Origin of the sequence: Nostoc sp. CmiVER01, assembly GCF_034531135.2 — a bacterium.
GTDB lineage: Bacteria > Cyanobacteriota > Cyanobacteriia > Cyanobacteriales > Nostocaceae > Nostoc.
In genome coordinates this window covers 156800-176299 of sequence record NZ_JAVRBU020000015.1, presented here as the reverse complement: position 1 = coordinate 176299, position 19500 = coordinate 156800, and the positions used below count along the sequence as shown (strand labels likewise).

Below are 19500 nucleotides of genomic sequence, written 5' to 3'. Positions count from 1 at the left end.
GGTTTGATTTTTGGTAAAAGGAAAATGGCAGCTTTATATGCTAATTCTAAATTAATTGTGAGATTTATTTATTCAAGAAATCTTAATTTAGCATATCTAAATTTTATATAATATTATTTATTAATTCGGTGCATTTATTTTAGAATAAATAACTATAATTTTTATTTAGCTAGAATATATCTAAATAAAATGATAATTTTTAATTAATTATTTGATTAACCCAACATTAATTTACAAAAAATTTTTATTCTAAGGTAAATTTATATTCTATGTAATTATACTAGACATCTATAGTCCTTATCGAATAGACTAAATAAATTTGATCAAGTGATATTAATATTTAGTGTTAACTATCTTTATGAGTGCACTTTTGATTTTTGCTTTGCGCTGTATCTTTAGGTTTCTAAACCAACTACAGAATTAAATAAATAATCTATGGATTTGCAATTTTTTGAAAAATCGCAATTTAACTTTAACAATGGGGAAATATAAAAGTAACATTTCCTCTCCTAACCATAAATGAACAAAAAGGTAAGAATTGCCTTCGTGTTCCAATTATAGATTGTCTATGCAACTTAGTTATCTACCTCTTGCTTGGCTCAGTAACACAAGAGCCTCTATTGTCAAAAAACAGTTGATTGTGAAGCCAGATACACCTTTGCCGCAAATCCTGGCATTGCTAAAAAGAGCGATCGCCCCTATGCGATTGAGTTGCACAGCCTTTTTCAGGATAGTTCTGCAAGTGGAAGGCAACTCATGTCAGGCATAACCCCATTTTCTGTTCCTAAGCAACCACCACTGATTCTAGTAGCTGATGATGACAAGACCATCCGAGTATTGTTGCGTAAAGCTATGGAACAAGAAGGTTATCGAGTGGTCGAGGCCAATGATGGTAAGCAATGTTTAGATGCTTACGAGATTATCAAACCGGATATAGTTTTGCTAGATGCTGTCATGCCTGTGATGGATGGTTTTACCTGCTGTAAGCACTTGCTCCAGATTGCCAGGAATAATTTAATCTCAGCACTTGCAACTTTTGATACTGACTCTGGTCTGAATAATACTGTGATTTCCAAGATATGGGAGCGCACTCCCATATTGATGATCACATGCTTAGATGATGAAGAATCTGTAGACCGTGCTTTTGAAGCAGGGGCGACTGATTATGTAACTAAGCCAATTCACTGGCCTGTATTGCGCCAGCGATTGCGTCGCCTGCTACAGCAAGCGCAAGTCTACAAACAGTTAGAGGCGGCAAACGAAGCTTTACACCACCTCGCCAATGTAGATGGCTTAACTGAGTTGGCAAATCGTCGCCGTTTTGACGATTATCTCAATACTCAGTGGATTAATCTGGCACAAGAGGAATCTCCTCTATCAATGATTTTGTGTGATATCGACTATTTTAAATTTTATAACGATAAATATGGTCATCCGGCTGGAGATGTCTGTTTACAAAAGGTGGGTGCTTTATTAAGCCTCAAGGCACAAAAACATCAGGATTTAGTAGCGCGTTATGGTGGTGAAGAATTTGCTGTGATTATGCCATACACCCCTGCATCTGGCGCAGTTCACGTTGCCGCAGCAATACAAGAGGGAATCAAAGATTTGCAAATTGTTCACGATGGGTCTGCGGTGAGTCAGCATGTCACGCTAAGTATGGGCGTGGCTACTGTTGTACCCACTTGGGAATCCTCTCCTTCAGATTTGATTGTGCGGGCAGATAAAGCACTTTACCAAGCAAAGACCGGGGGGCGCGATCGCTTTGTCTCAAGTTTTTAGAGACGCGATTAATCGCGTCTGTACAATGGTCATTAGTCATTAGTGAATGACCAATTTCTAAGAAGGATAAACTGGTAGTGTGAAGTGGAACCATGCTCCGTTATTGGGGGCAGAATCTACCCAAATTTGACCATAATGTGCCAGGATGATGCGTTGGCATAAACAAAGACCAATCCCGTAACCTTCTGTACCTTCATCGCGTTGCAGGCGGAAGTGATTTTCAAAAATGCGATCGCGATTCTCTACAGGAATACCAGGCCCGGTATCGCCGATACTAAACTGAACTTTTTGGGTAGTGCGATGCAATCCGGCAATGCTAATCTTGCCACCTTCTGGGGTGTATTTGATGGCATTATCTAACAGATTCACTAGCACTTGGCGGATGCGTTCTGGGTCAGCATATACATAAGGCAAGTCATTAGGAATATCTGTTTCTACCTCTTGGGATTTGGCGGTGTAGCGATCGCACAATTCTTCTAGTACATCTAAGCACAGTTTCCCTAGCTGTAACTTTTGTGGTAAGATTGGAAACTCTGTATCTTTACCCCGACCTACTTCCAAAAGGTCAGCAATCATCCGGTCAATAACCTTAGTTTGATTGCGGGCTTGTTTTAATAAATGCGCCGTCATCGATGGCTTGAGGCGCTGGAATTGCCCCGTCTCTAAATTGTAATTAGCTTGGAGAGTTTCGATGGCGATCGCGGCAGCAGTTAGCGGATTGCGGAGATCGTGCGCCAGCATCGCAATCACCCGATCTTTAAACTGTAGCTGCTCTTGGAGATTATCTTTTTCTTGTTTCAAGCGAAAAATTTCGTCTGAGAGTCGAATTAGTTCCGCAGAAACAGCAACTGAACGGATAGTAGATTTGGGTGATGTCGCCCTAGCATTGTCGTCTATACGTTCTTGTAAGTCTTCCTGTACTTTTAAGTAGGTATCTACAGCAGCTTGCCAGCGAGGCCACCAGTTTTTTAATTGCGCTATGATATTACTCCCAGCTAAAACCTGTCGTGGTTCGGGATGGATTTTGATTAAAGCTGGCGTTGCTATCAATTTAAAGTGTTCTGCTAAGTAAGGTTGTTGTCCAACATCGATAGTTTCAACTTCAAAACTATACTCAGCCTGCAATTCTTTTAAGTAAGCACGGATTCGCTGCACTTGCTGTCGGGACTTGGGTCGTCCATCGACAAACAGTAGCAGCTGGAGTGGAGCCTCAGAATAAATAGGCTGATCCTGGGAAACTTGCATGTAATCGTGTTTCAGCACTGGTAACAACCTGGCGACGCTTTACAGAAAGTAAAATAGACTGACGGTTGTCGATGGTCGTTGTTCTTTTTTCAATTTAATATCTATTTTAGATTCTTAATACTCCTATCAGTTCTGCGTTTTTGACATCAGAGATATCTTTTTCACCCTTTTGCCCGGTTTTGGTTAACTTTATCTCCAAGAAACACCCAAGTTCTTTGAATATAAGTCTTAATTTGCCCTGAAGCAAAAATTCTCGCCAGAGCTAGCAGGTGAAAAGTTTAACACTGTGTCAATTCAAGTACTTGTTCAAAGCAAGTACTCACTTCAGCAAACGCAGATGCTAATTGTATCTAATCTATCAGCAAGTTGTTAACTGTTCAGACCAAGTTTGTAGAGGGCTTTCTCAACCGTCAGTGCATCAGATGAAGTGTCTTTTTCGCCTCTACCCAATCCTAGTAATGATTGGGAAAACAGTTCCAGCTAAGTATGTACTGTCTCTATAAGTTGCAAAGCGCACCTTCTGTCCAGCCTTTCTACAAGAACCCCTACCCTATACCATAAGAACAGGGAATGGATTGCCAAAGAAAAAACTTTGGATAACATAAAGGTGATGCCTACGGCGTTAAACTACGCACTTTTAGAGAAAGCACTCACTGCTTTCAAGGCTGCAAAGAAACTCTTGACCATAGCATAAGTAACACTTTCCCCAGAAAATCAATTTAGAGATACTAGGGAAACTGCTTTGCTTTTCACCCCGGCCCCCAAAACCACAAACTTACGCTAAGTTCCTGAAATTGCTTAATAGTGGCATTTTTCACCTATTGCCTTATTCAGCTTACCATCGTCAGATGAATAATTTCCAGAATCGATTGTCAGCCGACGTTAGCGAACTTTATCTATTCCCTTCCTTGAGTGAGGCTAAAGGGGCCTTTAATCTTAGTCTATCACTTCAGTTGCTTGGCGAACGCATTATAACTAGTGCATCTAAAAGAAGATTAAAGCTTGTACTAGCTACACTGTTCTTTGGTGAGTTAACAATCAGTTATCGGCTATGTCAACTGAATATTTCCAGAACTCTTGAAATTGCAGAGAAGTTAAAAGATAAAGTTGGCTTGACACAGTACTAGTTTTCCTGAACCAGCAAAACTGATTTCACGGCACGTTTTATAGGATTTCCTTCCAAATCAACCTTCCCGTAAAAAGTTTTGCCATTGTAATAAAGCGAAGACGAACTCCCCCCATCAAGATTCATCGCTTGATCAGCACCAAGAGTTTTCATAAAATCAGCTAATGCTGGCAAAGATATCCCATTAGTGGGAGCCGAGGGTTTTTGAGCCACCATAACTAACACAACCCCATCATCACGGGTAATACCTACAGCAGTTCTGGCGTTGGGTTGGTTGCTGCCAAGTGCATCTCGTTTACTGGTATTATTTACAAAGCCCTCTTTTGCTAACGTGAGTTCTGGTAATAAGTTTGGGCCTGCGCCTATAGAATCGACTAACTGACAACCTGCTGGTGTTGACTGACTGTGTAGAGCAATGGCATAGCGGTTAGTTTGCCCACATAGGTAGCGGCGAAATTCTGCGCGATTGAATATTTTACCCAGGTAAGGTTTTAAGTTGGGATTGTTCACCAATCGCTCGTTTTTTTTGGGATCAGCTACCAACTTCCCTTGTAGGATGACATAAGATGTAGATTTTTGGTTAACTGGGTCAAAAAAGCCTGCATTCAAAATAGCTACAGCTCGATGTTTTTGGGCAAATTCCTCTACAGTGGCTACCTTCTGTGATAGTGCAGGAGTTACTAAAAATTTGCTATTAGCTGGAATCAACACAACGTGAGCGATGCTTTGGGGTAAAGTGCGCTCGAAGTAACGAATAGTTTTTGGTGGTGAAGATGCAACAGTTGGTATTAACGGCGTTGAGAAACGCAAATTAAACCACAACACCATTCCCAAACTAATTAATACCAAAGCTAGTAGTTTGATTTTCCTCACATTTAAACCCACTTGCGGTTAGCTCAAACAAAGTTAAGTATTAAAAAACAAATAGTGCAGCAGAAACACAAGCATAAGTTAACCGTTTAAAGGTGCTGTTCCCATTGTTACAGAGCGATCGCTAATTTTTGGCTGATGGGAAAAATGCTCTCAAAAGCCTATTAGATTAACTGTCGCACACCTTGCGGTATAAGTATTTTAAAGACTTTTCACTCTTACAAGAGCTTGAAAAGTTTGCTATTATGTACACATCCGCGCAACTAAACCTTAAAACCCAAATACAGCAAAGCTTTCAAAGGTCAGTCGTTGCAAGTTGCAAAACACCTTATCCTGATAGGGATTAATACGGTATACATTTGTAGAGTAATAAGAGAGTATGCTTGCAAGTTGCAAAACACCTCATCCTGATAGGGATTGAAACGCTTGAAACTTCCTAAAATCCCTATTGGGGATTGAAATTAAGACCATGTTAGAAACCACAAACCTGAAAAATATCTCCAAAAAATTCGCTAGAGCTAGAAATTATGCTTCTTTCAAAGAAAATGAGGCAATGAGAGCTATTGCGTATAGCATGGATTTACTACTACCTGGTTTATATATATGGCTATTTGGTTTTAGTTTTCGCATTGGTGGGAGCGTACCAGATGATATTCCCTATAAATATCCCGGTACAATTCACAGTTATACTGGAATTGCCTTAGTATTACCAGGATATAGGATTTTTACGACTTACCAGGGTAGCTATGACCCTAAACAGACATCAAATACAGGGACTAACAGCTTTTAATTGTACGGTTCTCGACTCAAATACTTTTGAAACCTTAATGACTCAGGCAGGGTATTCAATCTCAGGTAGCGCACCTGCACAGTCTAAGAGAATAAAAGTATGGTGGATTCATAACGAATACGCAAGAGTCGAGTCTGTATATAGTCCAGACAAGACAATAGTGATAACGGCGTATCATATTAACTGATATTTTTTATTTCTAGTAACCAATTTCCAACGTCGGCAGAAAGTTTTGGTTAATAGGATTTTTTCTAGTCTGTAATACTTTCACCACCAAAATAAATTAGCCATCTCCTATAATTGATTCCAGTTCTGGAAACAACAAATGTGTGTCTCTGGATGTTGAAGCAGGCAAGTACACTGTAAATTGGGTCCCTCTGCCTACCTGACTGTAAACATTGACAAAACCACCGTGATTTTTAATGATGCCTAACACCGTGGAAAGTCCTAAACCTGTGCCTTTGCCTACCTCTTTGGTAGTAAAAAATGGTTCAAAAATCCGTTGCTGAACTTCCGACGACATCCCCATACCAGTATCCGTTACCACGATCGCAATATAAGAACCCACTTTAGCATCAATATTGATCTGGGCAGAATGTTCACCAATCACCACGTTTTCTGCCGCAATTCTCAATATACCGCCATTGAGCATGGCGTCACGGGCGTTGACTACTAAATTTATCAGCACCTGATGTAGCTGAGTTGCGTCTCCACGAACGTACCACAGATTTTTAGGGATCTCTGTTTGGCAAATGATGGATTTGGGGAATGTTTGAGTGATAATTTGCTCAATTTCTGCCATCAAAGGCTGAATTTGGACTATTGTCTGTTTCCCTTCGATGCCCCGTGCAAAAGATAACACTTGCTTGAGCAAATTAGCGCCGCGTTTCACATTATTTTCTAAAGTTTGCAGTATTTGCTGACTTTGGGAATCGGGCAATTTTTTCTGCAATAGTTGAACTGACATTAAAATTGGGGATAGTATATTGTTCAGGTCATGAACGATACCGCCAGCTAGCGTGCCGATACTCTCCAAACGTTGCGATCGCAGAAGTTGAGCTTCCAGCTGTTTCTGCTGCGTAATCTCGGTGTTCACACTCAAAATGGATTTGGGTTGTCCATTATCATCCCGAATCAGTATCCACCGACTTTCAACGATAATTACTTTGCCTTCCCTTGTCAGTTGATGCAACTCACCCCGCCACTCACCCGTATTCATCACTCTCAAGTAAGCATCTTCTAGCTGTGGTAAAATATCTTTATACAAAAGTTGCAAAACATTCTTACCGACAACTTCCGCAGTCTTCCAGCCATACAGACGTTCAGCACCTTGATTCCAAAACAAAATTTGGTTGTGAATATTTCGCACTAGAATTGCATCACTTGATACATCCAGCAGTAACCCTTGTTCACGGATTTTCTGTTCTGCCTGTTTTTGCTGGGTTATGTCTCGCATCAGTGCCAAATGGATGAATGTGCCATCAGATTCGTTACGCAGTGGTACGGCATGAGTTTCTATGTAGCGGCGCGTACCTTTAAATCCAATAATTTCAAACTCCAAAGTCTCTTTATTACCTTGGCAAACACTTTTATGCAAGTCGGCAAAGGCTGCTCTATACTCTGGTACAATTACGGTATCAATAGGTTTACCAATTAATACATCGGCACTTTCCGCTTCCATCATTGCCAACCCTTCTGCATTAATTTCTAAAAGAGTTCCATCCTTGGCAATTAACTTGATGCATTCTGGTTCTGCATCTATCATGGCTCGTAAACGATTTTCACTTTGGCGTAAGGCCAGTTCCGTCTGCTGAAGTTGCCTGATATAACGCCACAACAAGTCATATAGCAGCGTCACTAATACTAAATCCACAACAGCAGCGATAAAAAATGTCACTATTGCCTTTTGGGAACTTGCTTGTGACTGCTGCATTCCCTGGTGTAATAAATTTTGTTCCACCTCTAAAAAGTCGTGAATAAGCTGTTGGATTTCTTTGCTACTTTGCCTGTCTTTGTCAGATAAAATTTGCTGCCGAACTACTTCAAATCCCTGGTTTTGTCTAAGGGAAATCTCTTGTTGTAGGAGGTTGAGCCTGTTGCTAATTTTCGGCTCTAGCAAAGAAATCCACTGCCGCTTTTGATGACTATCAGCACTTAACTTGTTAATAATTTGAATATTGTTATTAGTTTTTTGATAAGCCACAAGATAGGTTTGTAAATCATCTGCATCTGCTGTAATTAAGTAATTACGTTGTGCAGTTTCAGTATCTTTGAGTGCAGATTGGATACTTTCAAGTTCAGTAACCACTTTATATGAGGATGTTACCCATTCCTGATTGGAAATCAGCTTGACAGTATTGCTATATGAGACTACAGCATTAGTAAATACAACTGCCAATGCTAGGATGAATATTGCTTTTAGCTTTTGAACTCGATACCATTTTTTGATCATGCGATCGCCCTTCTGCCGCAGATGCCCTCCATCAATTAAAATTAAAATTAAAGATTAAAAGCAAATATTGAGAATAATTTAATAATTGTGACAGCACGGGTAACAAAATACAATCTCTTTAAGTTATAAATATCTAGATTTTAGGGATGATGATTTATACATAGTAGTTACAAATAAATCCGCTAATTTTTAATATAAATTCATTTTTAACAATAGTATAGCCAATGCAGTTGGGATTCGATAAGTTGCCTATCCATAATATTTGTAGAAACGTTGTAATGCAATGTCTCTATATTTAGAATTGTAATTAACCTCACATTAACCGTAAATTCAAAATAAAATCAGGTAATATATCTTTTCCAGATAAGCTAGTAACGCAGGGCGGAAGTCAAATGACATCTTTTTCAATATTTTCAATAAATATTTATGCTGCTAAAAATCTTTTGAATCAAGCTTTTCATCAAAGGACTTCTATCTCAGAAACAAAAGACTCAATATAACGCTCGGTTCCAAACCACCAGCCTGCACTTATGCGAGAGGGAATGGTCAAACCTTCAAAGGTGCGTTCAGCTTGGAATATACCACCAAAGGGAATATAAGTCCAAGTTTTATCTTCTGTGCGTAGGCGTAGCCCGTTGTAGACATCGCCCCAACGTGGCAACCAAACCTGTAAAACCTTGCCGTTAGCATCAATTACTAAAGTCAAGTTGACGGATTCACCATCAATCTGAAAGCTGGCTTGAATCGTGTTATCGTCGATAGCTTTCCATGTGATATTCGGCTGAAGCAATAGAGCCGATGGTAGCCAAAAAAATTCTCCTCCCAGTCGCCCAATGCTTGAACGAGTAAGGGACTTCCAATAAAAAAATAATCAATCGCTGTGTAGGCAGGGGAGCAGAGGGAAAAGAAAAATATCATTTGAATAAATTGGCTAACTTATTCTCTGGAAGTCCCTAAATTGAAAACAGCCACTACTGCAAAGCGGAAGTCAAAGGTATTTATTGTATTCCGAGCTTCTTACGCCATTTGAAATGATATGTTTATTTCCGCGCCTCATATACTAAGTAGTTCTAGAATAAGCTTGACATGATTCAAGCAATATGTTAATAATTATAGTTTGTGGAAACTTTACTTCTTAATTTAAGCTCTTGGCTAACGTCATTGTCATAGGTGCCCAATGGGGCGATGAAGGAAAAGGTAAAATAACTGACTTACTCAGCCGTTCCGCAGATGTTGTGGTTCGTTACCAAGGGGGTGTCAATGCTGGACACACGATTGTAGTTAAAGGTCAAACCTTTAAGCTACACTTGATTCCCTCTGGTATTTTATATCCAAATACCGATTGCATTATCGGTTGTGGAACAGTCATCGATCCACAGATTTTGATTGCAGAACTCGACCAATTAAAAGAACTAAATATTTCCACTGACCACCTGCTGATATCTGAGACAGCCCACGTAACAATGCCTTATCATCGATTGATTGACCAGGCATCAGAAGAACGACGGGGAAGCCATAAGATCGGCACAACAGGTCGGGGCATTGGGCCGACTTATGCTGACAAATCTGAACGTACAGGCATTCGGGTTTTAGACTTGATGAACCCGGATGAGCTACGTGAGCAGTTGGAGTGGACGATTAATTATAAAAACGTCATTTTAGAAAAGCTTTACAACTTGCCGCCTCTAGATGCACAAGAGGTGATTGAAGAGTATTTGGGATATGCAGAACGCTTGCGTCCTTACGTTATTGATACATCGTTAAAAATATCCGATGCGATTGGGCGACGGCGGAATATTTTGTTTGAAGGCGCACAAGGTACGCTCCTTGACTTAGATCATGGGACTTATCCTTATGTGACCTCCTCTAATCCTGTAGCCGGGGGGGCTTGCGTTGGGACAGGGGTAGGGCCGACAATGATTGACCGGGTAATTGGAGTGTCGAAAGCCTATACGACACGCGTGGGAGAAGGGCCATTTCCTACAGAATTGGATGGACACTTGGGAGAATTATTGTGCGATCGCGGTGCTGAATTTGGCACAACTACCGGACGCAAACGGCGTTGTGGCTGGTTTGATGCCGTCATTGGTCGCTATGCTGTGCGGATTAACGGCATGGATTGTATGGCGCTCACCAAATTGGATGTCCTCGATGAATTAGAGGAAATCAAAGTTTGTGTCGCTTATGACATAGATGGTCAACGCAGCGAACACTTCCCCACAAGTTCTCGTCAATTTGCTAGATGTCGCCCGATCTACAAAACCTTACCAGGATGGAAAGTGCCAACAACCGACTGCCGCACCCTGGAAGACTTGCCACAGCAAGCACTAGACTATCTAAAATTCCTCGCTGAATTAATGGAAGTCCCGATCGCGATCGTTTCACTAGGAGCAAGCCGCGATCAAACCATAATCGTAGAAGACCCCATCCACGGGCCCAAACGCGCCTTATTGCAGACCGATGGCACACCAGCTACCCTGCTCAGTGCGTAAATTGGCCATTAGTCCTTTGCTAATGACAAATGACTAATGACAAATGACAAATGACTAATGACAAAGGACAACTTCTATGGCTATTACAGTCGAATCTCAAAAACGTCCAGAAGGCAGCAAGCCAAGAGCTTTGCGTCGTGCTGGACTTATACCTGCCAATTTGTATGGTCATAAGGGTACAGAATCCATTTCTTTGACCATTGAAGCCAAAACTGTTGAGCGTTTGCTCAAAAGAGCTTCCGTCAACAACACCTTGATTGAGTTGAATATTGCTGATGCGCCTTGGCGTGGCAAAACCTTGCTGCGAGAACTTCAGATCCATCCAGCAAAAGGTACGCCTTACCACCTCAGCTTTTTCGCAGTTGCGGGCCACGGTGACACTACTGTAGAAGTACCACTGCGTTTTGTGGGAAATGCTATTGGTGTTAAACAAGAAGGAGGTTTTTTAGACACTGTTATCACTGAGTTGCAAGTGAGCTGTGCGCCAGAAAACATCCCTGAAATAATTGAAATTGATGTCTCTAACCTGAAAATCGGAGATAGCTTACGTGTTCATGAGCTAGTCTTGCCTCAAGGTCTTACAGTTATCGGTGATCCGGAGCGAGTCGTAGTTAGCGTTTCGCAGCCGCAAATCAGTGCTGCTGCTGAGGATGAGGCAGAGTTAGAGACTGAAACAGCCTCTGAAGCTACGTAAAGTGTGTAATAATTTTTGATGATAGCCAGGAGGAAACTCCTGGTTTTTTTGTATTTGAACCTATATAGCAAAGAGATGACAGAAGTAACTCTTCCAACTTTTATTGAGCAAATGTTGCAACCTGGATTTTATCCCCATGCAGTAACAGAACCTATTCAACTAATTCAAACCCACATTTCTTATGTGCTGCTGACTGGAGATTACGCCTATAAACTAAAAAAACCGATGAATTTTGGTTTTTTAGACTTTTCTACTTTAGAGAAGCGGCAACATTTTTCTCAGGAAGAGTTACGGTTGAATCAAAGGGGAGCTGCTGAACTGTATTTGGAAGTATTACCTATAACTTTGGTAGGCGAACAATACCATTTAGGAGGAACTGACGAGCCTGTAGAATATGTACTAAAAATGCGTCAGTTTCCCCAAGAGTCGCTATTAAGTACACTTTTTGAACAGGATAAATTGAATGAGATACACCTAGAGGAGTTGGGACGGGTGGTGGCTCAATATCATGCCGAAGCACAGACAAATGATTATATTCGCAGTTTTGGTGAAGTCCTAAAAGTTAGAGCTGCCTTTGACGAGAATTATCAGCAAACTGAAAAGTATATTGGTGGCCCCCAGACTCAGGCGCAATTTACAGAAACAAAGCAATATACAGATAATTTTTTTGTAGAACGTCCAGAATTATTTGCTAGTAGAATTCACAACAACTATATTCGTGAATGTCACGGGGATTTACACCTGAGAAATATAGCCCTGTGGCACGATAAAATCTTGCTATTCGATTGCATTGAATTTAATGAGCCGTTTCGTTTTGTTGATGTGATGTACGATGTGGCATTCACGGTGATGGATTTAGAAGCGCGGCAGCGCAAAGACTTGGGTAATGCTTTTTTGAATTCATACATAGAGCAAACTGGAGATTGGGAAGGCTTACAGGTGCTACCTTTGTATTTAAGCCGTCAGGCTTATGTTCGAGCCAAGGTAACTTCATTTTTGCTAGACGATCCGAGTGTACCCGCAACGGTAAAGGAAGAAGCGACAAAAACTGCTGCTGAGTATTACAAACAAGCTTGGGAATACACTAAACCAAAGCTGGGAGAACTAATTTTGATGTCGGGGTTGTCGGGTTCTGGTAAAAGTACCACCGCAAGGCATTTAGCCCGTCAAATAGGAGCAATTCACCTGCGTTCTGATGCGGTGCGGAAACATTTAGGGGGAATTCCTCTGTGGGAAAAAGGTGGCGATGATTTGTATACCCCTGAGATGACCGAAAAAACTTACACACGGCTGTTGGAATTGGGAATTATTTTAGCTAAACAAGGTTTTCCGGTGATTTTGGATGCCAAGTACGATCGCCAGCAGTTGCGGCAAGAAGCGATCGCTCAAGCTACAAAGCATCAACTTTCCCTTCAAATTATCCAATGTACAGCACCTCTTGAAGTTATAAAAGAGCGCCTGAACAACCGAACTGGTGATATCGCTGATGCCACCGCCGATTTATTAGACTCGCAAATTAAACAAGCTGAACCTTTTACTGAAGAAGAACAACCTTACGTAAAGATTTTGGATACAACTCAACCACAGCAGGCACAATTAAAATAATTCGTAATTTGTAATTCGTAATTGAATGGAAATTTAGGAATTATGAATTAGTAATTAGTTAATAGTCTTTTTTTAATTTATGGCAGACAAAAAGAACGACCTTTTCAGTATTTCTCCCAGCTTCTTTTCTCAGTTATTATTTGGGGCATTTTTAATATTTATATTAATAATGACCGGCTCCTCACCAGCCCTGAGCATCTTCTTGGGTATCATGGGCGGTTTCATCCTTAGCTGGATCACAAATGTAACTGATAATAGCCCCCAAGCACCAAATGTAGCCTCCTCTGATGGTGTCGATACAGGACTGAAATACTGGTTATTTTTCATGCTTGGCTTTGTATATTTGGGCTATCCAGCACCTATGAGTATCTTGCTAGGTGGAATAGGCGCTTTAGCTGGAGGCTGGATTACTGCTTGGTGGGGGAGTAAAGAAGAAACTAGAACTCAGCTGCAAGTTGAAGAATTAGAAGAGGGCCAAATTGAACCAACGAACGACAGGATCAACAAACGGCAAACAAGAAGAACTACCCACCGTTACCGTCGCACCCCTGGTAGTAGTATCAATCTCAGGTTTTGGGAAAAGAAGTAATCTAGGAATTGGAAATTGGGAATTGGGCATGGGGCATAAGAAGCAGAGGCGCAGGGTGCGGAGGGCAGGGGGGAAAACTACTCTTATCCCTTGCTTCTTCCCTACTTCCCACTCCCCATTCCCCATTCCCCACTATGTTTTTATATCTCTCTAAATTACTGCCGCTATTTTTTTATCCACTAGGATTAGCCTGCGTAAGTCTGGTAGTAGCATTGATCACGTTGTGGAAACGACCTCGTACTGCCGCGATCGCAATTGCTTTTGCTTTGACTTTATTGCTATTTTGTAGCAACGCTTGGATTGCTAAAGCATTAGTGCGATCGCTAGAATGGCAAAATCTTCCACTTGCCCAAATACCAGTTGCAGAAGCGATTGTGGTTTTGGGTGGCGCAACCAAATCAGCTTTTTTCCCAAGACCTACCGTCGATTTGAGTGAAGCAGGCGATCGCGTCATCTACGCCGCACAACTGTATCGCCAAAAAAGAGCGCCTATAATCATTCTTAGCGGCGGGCGTATAGATTGGCGTGGAAGCGGTTCACCGGAATCGGCAGATATGGCAACATTACTCACATCTATTGGTATTCCATCTGAGGCAATTATCCAAGAACCTAAATCTCTAAATACTTATCAAAATGCTGTAAATGTCCGCAAAATTTTGGAGTCTCGTGGCATTCGTCAGGTATTATTAGTTACTTCTGCAATGCACATGCCGCGATCGCTTAAGATTTTCCAACACCAAGGAATTAATGTTATTCCTACACCGACTGACTTTCTTGTTAGTCAGGGTGAACTGCAAGAACTCGGCAACACTCCTAAAGCCGCTATACTGAATTTATTACCTGATACCGAAAACTTGCACCAATTTACCAACGCTTTAAAAGAGTACATTGGTTCTTTAGTTTATCGTTTACGCGGTTGGATTTAATAAAAGTTATGAGTTGTTAATTATGAAATGTAGTAATTATCTAAACTCCTAACTCCTAACTCCTAACTTTATTAAGATGTCTAAAAATTTACCTTATATTATGCCATCGCCTCAACCCCAAGTTGAGGAAGCGTTTGCCACTTACCAAACAACTCATCAGTTCTACCACGAAGTTCGTTCACGGTCAGAGTTTCAGCGTTATTGTGAATGGTATCATACTACAGCAGAACAAAACCGCCAAGAGCTTAAAAGAATGCGCGGCGAACTGAACATTTTTCAGTGGTTTCGCCGCCGATAAGTGATTTAGATGATTTCTAACTCATTTTCGCGTAAATGGGCTTTAAACTTTTTACTAAACTGGACTAAAATCGGCAAATTAGCGCTTACGGGTCTGTCTCGCCATTGGGTGGCAATACCTACTACATCGCCTTCAGTGCCTTTGATGTCAAAAGGCTGATTGCGATGTTCAGGATGATGATACACTACTACCGATTCTTTAACGCGGACGCGATCGCCAACTTTCATAACAACATTTACACCTAGCATTTTCTTTTCCACAAGTATCTGCTACAAAATATATGATTAAATCGCTTAGAATTTGATTTAATCAGCTATTTCTTGACGCTTCATCGGGGTGCAACGGCGCATTTAACCCTCTGCGTCCAGGCACGTTTTAGCAATCCGTGCATACTTTTTTTAGTTTTTTGCCGCGTTAATACCTATCGCCCTTACTCTCTGTGTTTACCCCAAAAGTAGGGAAATACAAGGAAATAAGCCGATATCAGATGCGCTTACTACTGTGACAAGATATCTAACCTTTTTATCTTCACTCTAGGATGTTCCCCAGGTCAACTCTCTTACCGATTTTCGTGCATAGTAGACGCGCCGTTCTTATCGAATCCACTCTCATCTCACTTCTATCCCTCTCTCCGAAGCGGTTACGGTGCTGTACACAAGTCTTCTAGAGTTTCCCCACAGGCTTCGCTCTCCCCAAAACCTGATAAATTAGGGACATTACCAGAATTACATTTAGCCCCCCCTCCACTTGTTCCTTATCTCTTCATTGGCAGCAATGTAAATCTGTGCGCCCCCCTACTTGGAACACGGAACTTCAAGCCTACTCCCTGACTAATAACAAATAAACATAGGAGAAAATCATGGCTAATTCATTCTTCAATCTCAGTGACCTGAATGGTAACAATGGCTTTATAATTAACGGCATTGCAACACTTAACGAATCAGGTACCTCAGTCAGCAATGCGGGGGACATCAACAACGATGGCATTGACGACCTGATTATTGCGGCACCAGACGCCTCCCCCAACGGCAACTCTCGTGCTGGGCAAAGCTATGTAGTGTTTGGGGGGACGAATCTGGGCAGTGGCGGCACCCTCAACCTCTCTGATTTGAATGGCACTAATGGCTTTTTCATTAACGGCATTGCTACAAATGACGGCTTAGGCACCTCAGTTAGCAATGCGGGGGACATCAACAACGATGGCATTGACGACCTGATTATTGGGGCATCAGGTGCCTCCGCCAATGGCAGCAACTCTGATGCTGGGCAAAGCTATGTAGTGTTTGGGCGAAGGAATGTGGACAGTGGCGGCACCCTCAACCTCTCTGATTTGAATGGCACTAATGGCTTTTTCATTAACGGCATCGCAGCATTTTACGGCTTAGGCACCTCAGTCAGCAATGCGGGGGACATTAACAACGATGGAATTGACGACCTGATTATTGCGGCACAATATGCTTCCCCCAACGGCAAATATGAAGCTGGGCAAAGCTATGTAGTGTTTGGGGGAACGAATCTGGGCAGTGGCGGCAGCCTCAACCTCTCTGATTTGAATGGCACTAATGGCTTTTTAATTAACGGCATTGCAAGAGATGACTACTCAGGCTCCTCAGTCAGCAATGCGGGGGACATCAACAACGATGGCATTGACGACCTGATTATTGGGGCACGAGGTGCCTCCCCCAACGGCAAATATGAAGCTGGGCAAAGCTATGTAGTGTTTGGGGGGACGAATCTGGGCAGTGGCGGCAGCCTCAACCTCTCTGACTTGAATGGCACTAATGGCTTTATAATTAACGGCATTGCAGTAAATGACGACTCAGACTGGTCACTCAGGAATGCGGGGGACATCAATAATGATGGCATTGACGACCTGATTATTGGGGTACGAAGTGCCTCTCCCAATGGCAAAAAGAATGCAGGGCAAAGCTATGTAGTATTTGGGGGGAGGAATCTGGGCAGTGGCGGTACCCTCAACCTCTCTGATTTAAATGGCAGTAATGGCTTTTTTATTAACGGCATTGCAGCAGATGACTACTCAGGCTGGTCAGTCAGCAATGCGGGAGACATCAATAATGATGGCATTGACGACCTGATTATTGGGACACCTGTTGCCGACTCCAATGGCAATTCTGATGCAGGGCAAAGCTATGTAGTGTTTGGGGGGACGAATCTGGACAGTGGCGGCACCCTCAACCTCTCTGATTTGAATGGCAGTAATGGCTTTATCATTAACGGCATTGCAGTAGGTGACTACTCAGGCTCCTCAGTCAGCAATGCAGGGGACATCAACAACGATGGCATTGACGACCTGATTATTGGGGCATCAGGTGCCTCCCCCAATGGTTATCAGAGTGGGCAAAGCTATGTAGTGTTTGGGGGAACGAATATTCCTAGTACCAACACCTCTGTCAACCTGACTGGAACTCCTGGTGCAGATAACTTATTTGGTTCACCAAGCAACAATATCATCGATGGGTTAACTGGTGACGATACCCTAACAGGCAACGGCGGTCAAGATAAATTTTTTATTCGCTCTGGCGATCGCAATGATACCATTACCGATTTTGGTGGCGTTGGTAAAGGTACAAATTCTTCAGCACAAGTCATTGCAAATGTTGACATCTTGCAATTTACAGGTAGTGGTTTGACTGCCCAAAATCTGCAATTAACTCAAAATGGTAATAACTTAGAAGTTACCTTTGAAAATGTGGCTTCTACCAAAGTCACTCTACAAAACTTTAAGTTAGAAAACCTCGATAATCTGTTTGCTTCTCAAGCAAGCCCTGCGATTGGCAATATCCTGTTTGATGGGCAAATCAACATTGCCGATAGCTTTGATGTATTCGATGCCAACTCTACTCAAGCTAACATTTTCAACACAAATACTGTTACCTTCCTCAATGATTTAAACAATAACATCACAGGTTTTGACTACTCCAATGATGTGATTAATGGTCAAGGGGGTAATGACATCATTAATGGCTTGAGTGGCAATGACCTGTTGCGGGGCGGGTCAGGTGATGATATTCTCATCGGTGGAGAGGGCAATGATACTCTTGTGGGTGGTGTAGGTTCTGACAAATTCCTTTACAACACCGATGCTGCTTTTGCCATGACTGCTGTTGGTGTAGATGCAATCGGTGATTTCAACAGTTCTCAAGGCGACAAAATTATCCTGGATAAAACTACTTTTAATGCTATTATTTCAACTGCGGGAACAGGTTTTAGTAATGCCAGCGATTTTAAAATCACTTCTTCAGCAGCGACCAGCACGGCGAAAATTATCTACGACGCTGTGAGTGGACAGTTGTTCTACAACCAAAATGGCTGTGCAGCAGGTTTTGGTAGCGGTGGTCTATTTGCAACTCTCACTGGTGCGCCAACTCTGAGTGCATCAGATTTTGTCGTGCAAGCGTAGTATTATAAGCATCATATCAACTATATACTCAATTTATCTTGCAGCTTTTCAAGATCAAAGATGTTATAAACCTATCCCACTAATAATATTTGTGCTACAAAGCTTAAGCTGGTTGAGAACTAAAAACGAAAAATCAAGGTTTTCAGGTATATTTGACAATAAGAATTAGGGATTTTTAGAATAGTGGGATAGATTCTATACCATTTCACCAAATTTTTGATACAAACCGTTCTTCTTGCTCTCACTGCCTCCTCTGCTTGCCTAAATGTATCAACTTTAAGCTGAAATGGTATTAGTGGTGATAATTCATCTTTTTAATATCCAACGCTTAAAGTCAACGTCTTTCTATTCTCTAGCAATGACAATATCGTTAGATTTAATGACTGCATAAGCTTCCTTTCCCTCAGATAGTTCCAACTCTTCTGCGGAAGCTCTAGTGATAATCGAGGTTAACTCTACTTTATGAATAATCTCTAGAGTCACCTCACTATTAACTGCTCCATAGACAACTCGTTTAACGACACCTTTAAGAATATTGCGAGAGCTAACTTTTAGTGATTTCTTTTGAATACTACTTTCTATATCAGGCTTTTGAGTATAAATATCTTCCTGTTTTTCCTGCTGAATTGAGGGCGATATTGGTGCTGATGAGTTCTGATTCAGGCTACGCACGAGTTCGCGCAGAATCTCAGTCTTGCTGCGTTGAGACTGTTCGCAGAACTCTTCCAGAATTTTTCGCTCGTCCTCTGAGGTTTGAAACGTGACCCATCCTTGTTCTTTTCTTGGCATAATGTTATCAGTTTTGGTTATTCTTGATATGATTCTACCAAGTATCAATTCGATGTGTTGTTTTAATAAAAATATTTTTTTATTGACGGATATTTTCTATTTTTATAGAAAATTTATTGACTAAACTCATACATTTAACTACATAAATATTTATTTTTGTAGGGATAAAACAATTTGTTACTTAATATTAAGCTATCTTGCTATTTTATACCAACTTAAAGATTAAAGAACACCAGGATGATTCAAAATATGTTGGAAATGGAATTGATTTGCTGTGGAATTTGGCGTAGAGCTAGCCTTGTCTTAAGCACAGGTGTATTCTACTAAGTTATCCAACAGTTAGAAGGGTTCAGCCGCAGGATGAGGATAATAAACCACTATCATGATTGACAAACCGCAGAATGGACAATACTTAATAGCC

Annotated in this window: 16 protein-coding genes and 1 pseudogene; 11 read left to right on the top strand and 6 right to left on the bottom strand. The window is 41.4% G+C overall.

Annotated features, from left to right (window positions below):
* Positions 1–568 precede the first annotated feature (568 nt).
* Complete coding sequence (locus RMZ43_RS25480; protein WP_322652883.1) at positions 569–769, top strand: hypothetical protein; 201 nt, start codon at positions 569–571, stop codon at positions 767–769.
* On the top strand, positions 757–1782 hold the full coding sequence (locus RMZ43_RS25475) for a PleD family two-component system response regulator (protein ID WP_322647653.1): 1026 nt from the start codon (positions 757–759) through the stop codon (positions 1780–1782). The genes RMZ43_RS25480 and RMZ43_RS25475 overlap by 13 nt, the downstream gene beginning before the upstream one ends.
* 57 nt (positions 1783–1839) lie before the next feature.
* On the opposite strand, the gene RMZ43_RS25470 is transcribed toward RMZ43_RS25475, so the two are convergent.
* Positions 1840–3045, bottom strand: coding sequence for a histidine kinase (locus RMZ43_RS25470; RefSeq protein ID WP_322647652.1), 1206 nt, complete (start codon positions 3043–3045; stop codon positions 1840–1842).
* Between the two features lie 830 nt (positions 3046–3875).
* Here RMZ43_RS25470 and RMZ43_RS25465 point away from each other — a divergent pair.
* A complete protein-coding gene (locus RMZ43_RS25465; RefSeq protein ID WP_322652882.1) occupies positions 3876–4154 on the top strand; it encodes a hypothetical protein in 279 nt (92 codons plus the stop codon).
* Here RMZ43_RS25465 and RMZ43_RS25460 read toward each other — a convergent pair.
* On the bottom strand, positions 4151–5026 hold the full coding sequence (locus tag RMZ43_RS25460; RefSeq protein ID WP_322652881.1) for a phosphodiester glycosidase family protein: 876 nt from the start codon (positions 5024–5026) through the stop codon (positions 4151–4153). The genes RMZ43_RS25465 and RMZ43_RS25460 overlap by 4 nt on opposite strands.
* A 466-nt stretch (positions 5027–5492) precedes the next feature.
* On the opposite strand from RMZ43_RS25460, the gene RMZ43_RS25455 reads away from it, so the two are divergent.
* Complete coding sequence (locus tag RMZ43_RS25455) at positions 5493–5813, top strand: hypothetical protein (protein WP_322652880.1); 321 nt, start codon at positions 5493–5495, stop codon at positions 5811–5813.
* Positions 5814–6096: 283 nt separating this feature from the next.
* Here RMZ43_RS25455 and RMZ43_RS25450 read toward each other — a convergent pair whose 3' ends face one another.
* A complete protein-coding gene (locus RMZ43_RS25450) occupies positions 6097–8265 on the bottom strand; it encodes a PAS domain S-box protein (RefSeq protein WP_322652879.1) in 2169 nt (722 codons plus the stop codon).
* Positions 8266–8725: 460 nt separating this feature from the next.
* A pseudogene (locus tag RMZ43_RS25445) lies at positions 8726–9106 on the bottom strand (DUF6920 family protein); the annotation flags it as partial.
* A 307-nt stretch (positions 9107–9413) separates the two neighbouring features.
* Between RMZ43_RS25445 and RMZ43_RS25440 the strand changes: the two are divergent.
* From RMZ43_RS25440 to RMZ43_RS25415, 6 genes are all read left to right on the top strand, one after another.
* Positions 9414–10757: an adenylosuccinate synthase gene (locus RMZ43_RS25440; RefSeq protein WP_322652878.1), complete on the top strand. Its 1344-nt coding sequence runs from the start codon at positions 9414–9416 to the stop codon at positions 10755–10757.
* Positions 10758–10833: 76 nt separating this feature from the next.
* Complete coding sequence (locus tag RMZ43_RS25435; protein WP_322652877.1) at positions 10834–11451, top strand: 50S ribosomal protein L25/general stress protein Ctc; 618 nt, start codon at positions 10834–10836, stop codon at positions 11449–11451.
* A gap of 75 nt (positions 11452–11526) precedes the next feature.
* Positions 11527–13056, top strand: coding sequence for an AAA family ATPase (locus tag RMZ43_RS25430; RefSeq protein WP_322652876.1), 1530 nt, complete (start codon positions 11527–11529; stop codon positions 13054–13056).
* A gap of 79 nt (positions 13057–13135) precedes the next feature.
* Entirely contained in the window at positions 13136–13645 is a 510-nt protein-coding gene (locus tag RMZ43_RS25425; RefSeq protein WP_322647643.1) for a hypothetical protein, read from the top strand.
* Between the two features lie 134 nt (positions 13646–13779).
* Positions 13780–14571 carry a YdcF family protein gene (locus tag RMZ43_RS25420; protein WP_322652875.1) on the top strand — a complete coding sequence of 264 codons (792 nt, stop codon included), beginning with the start codon at positions 13780–13782 and terminating at the stop codon, positions 14569–14571.
* Positions 14572–14647: 76 nt separating this feature from the next.
* Positions 14648–14869, top strand: coding sequence for a hypothetical protein (locus RMZ43_RS25415; protein ID WP_322647641.1), 222 nt, complete (start codon positions 14648–14650; stop codon positions 14867–14869).
* A gap of 5 nt (positions 14870–14874) precedes the next feature.
* Here RMZ43_RS25415 and RMZ43_RS25410 read toward each other — a convergent pair whose 3' ends face one another.
* Positions 14875–15096, bottom strand: a complete 222-nt coding sequence (locus RMZ43_RS25410; RefSeq protein ID WP_416212062.1) for a ferredoxin-thioredoxin reductase variable chain — start codon at positions 15094–15096, stop codon at positions 14875–14877.
* A 632-nt stretch (positions 15097–15728) separates the two neighbouring features.
* On the opposite strand from RMZ43_RS25410, the gene RMZ43_RS25405 reads away from it, so the two are divergent.
* Complete coding sequence (locus RMZ43_RS25405; RefSeq protein WP_322652874.1) at positions 15729–18290, top strand: beta strand repeat-containing protein; 2562 nt, start codon at positions 15729–15731, stop codon at positions 18288–18290.
* Between the two features lie 345 nt (positions 18291–18635).
* Here the strand turns inward: RMZ43_RS25405 and RMZ43_RS25400 are convergent, their stop codons facing one another.
* Positions 18636–19079 (bottom strand): TOBE domain-containing protein, encoded by a 444-nt coding sequence (locus tag RMZ43_RS25400; RefSeq protein WP_322647637.1) that lies wholly within the window; start codon positions 19077–19079, stop codon positions 18636–18638.
* Positions 19080–19500: the final 421 nt, after the last annotated feature.

What these genes read in the sequence shown, in the direction of transcription:
- RMZ43_RS25480 (WP_322652883.1), top strand. Translation starts at nt 569, where the DNA reads ATGCAACTTAGTTATCTACCTCTTGCTTGGCTCAGTAACACAAGAGCC.
- RMZ43_RS25475 (WP_322647653.1), top strand. Translation starts at nt 757, where the DNA reads ATGTCAGGCATAACCCCATTTTCTGTTCCTAAGCAACCACCACTGATT.
- RMZ43_RS25465 (WP_322652882.1), top strand. Translation starts at nt 3,876, where the DNA reads ATGAATAATTTCCAGAATCGATTGTCAGCCGACGTTAGCGAACTTTAT.
- RMZ43_RS25455 (WP_322652880.1), top strand. Translation starts at nt 5,493, where the DNA reads ATGTTAGAAACCACAAACCTGAAAAATATCTCCAAAAAATTCGCTAGA.
- RMZ43_RS25450 (WP_322652879.1), bottom strand. Translation starts at nt 8,265, where the DNA reads ATGATCAAAAAATGGTATCGAGTTCAAAAGCTAAAAGCAATATTCATC.
- RMZ43_RS25435 (WP_322652877.1), top strand. Translation starts at nt 10,834, where the DNA reads ATGGCTATTACAGTCGAATCTCAAAAACGTCCAGAAGGCAGCAAGCCA.
- RMZ43_RS25430 (WP_322652876.1), top strand. Translation starts at nt 11,527, where the DNA reads ATGACAGAAGTAACTCTTCCAACTTTTATTGAGCAAATGTTGCAACCT.
- RMZ43_RS25425 (WP_322647643.1), top strand. Translation starts at nt 13,136, where the DNA reads ATGGCAGACAAAAAGAACGACCTTTTCAGTATTTCTCCCAGCTTCTTT.
- RMZ43_RS25420 (WP_322652875.1), top strand. Translation starts at nt 13,780, where the DNA reads ATGTTTTTATATCTCTCTAAATTACTGCCGCTATTTTTTTATCCACTA.
- RMZ43_RS25415 (WP_322647641.1), top strand. Translation starts at nt 14,648, where the DNA reads ATGTCTAAAAATTTACCTTATATTATGCCATCGCCTCAACCCCAAGTT.
- RMZ43_RS25410 (WP_416212062.1), bottom strand. Translation starts at nt 15,096, where the DNA reads ATGAAAGTTGGCGATCGCGTCCGCGTTAAAGAATCGGTAGTAGTGTAT.
- RMZ43_RS25405 (WP_322652874.1), top strand. Translation starts at nt 15,729, where the DNA reads ATGGCTAATTCATTCTTCAATCTCAGTGACCTGAATGGTAACAATGGC.
- RMZ43_RS25400 (WP_322647637.1), bottom strand. Translation starts at nt 19,079, where the DNA reads ATGCCAAGAAAAGAACAAGGATGGGTCACGTTTCAAACCTCAGAGGAC.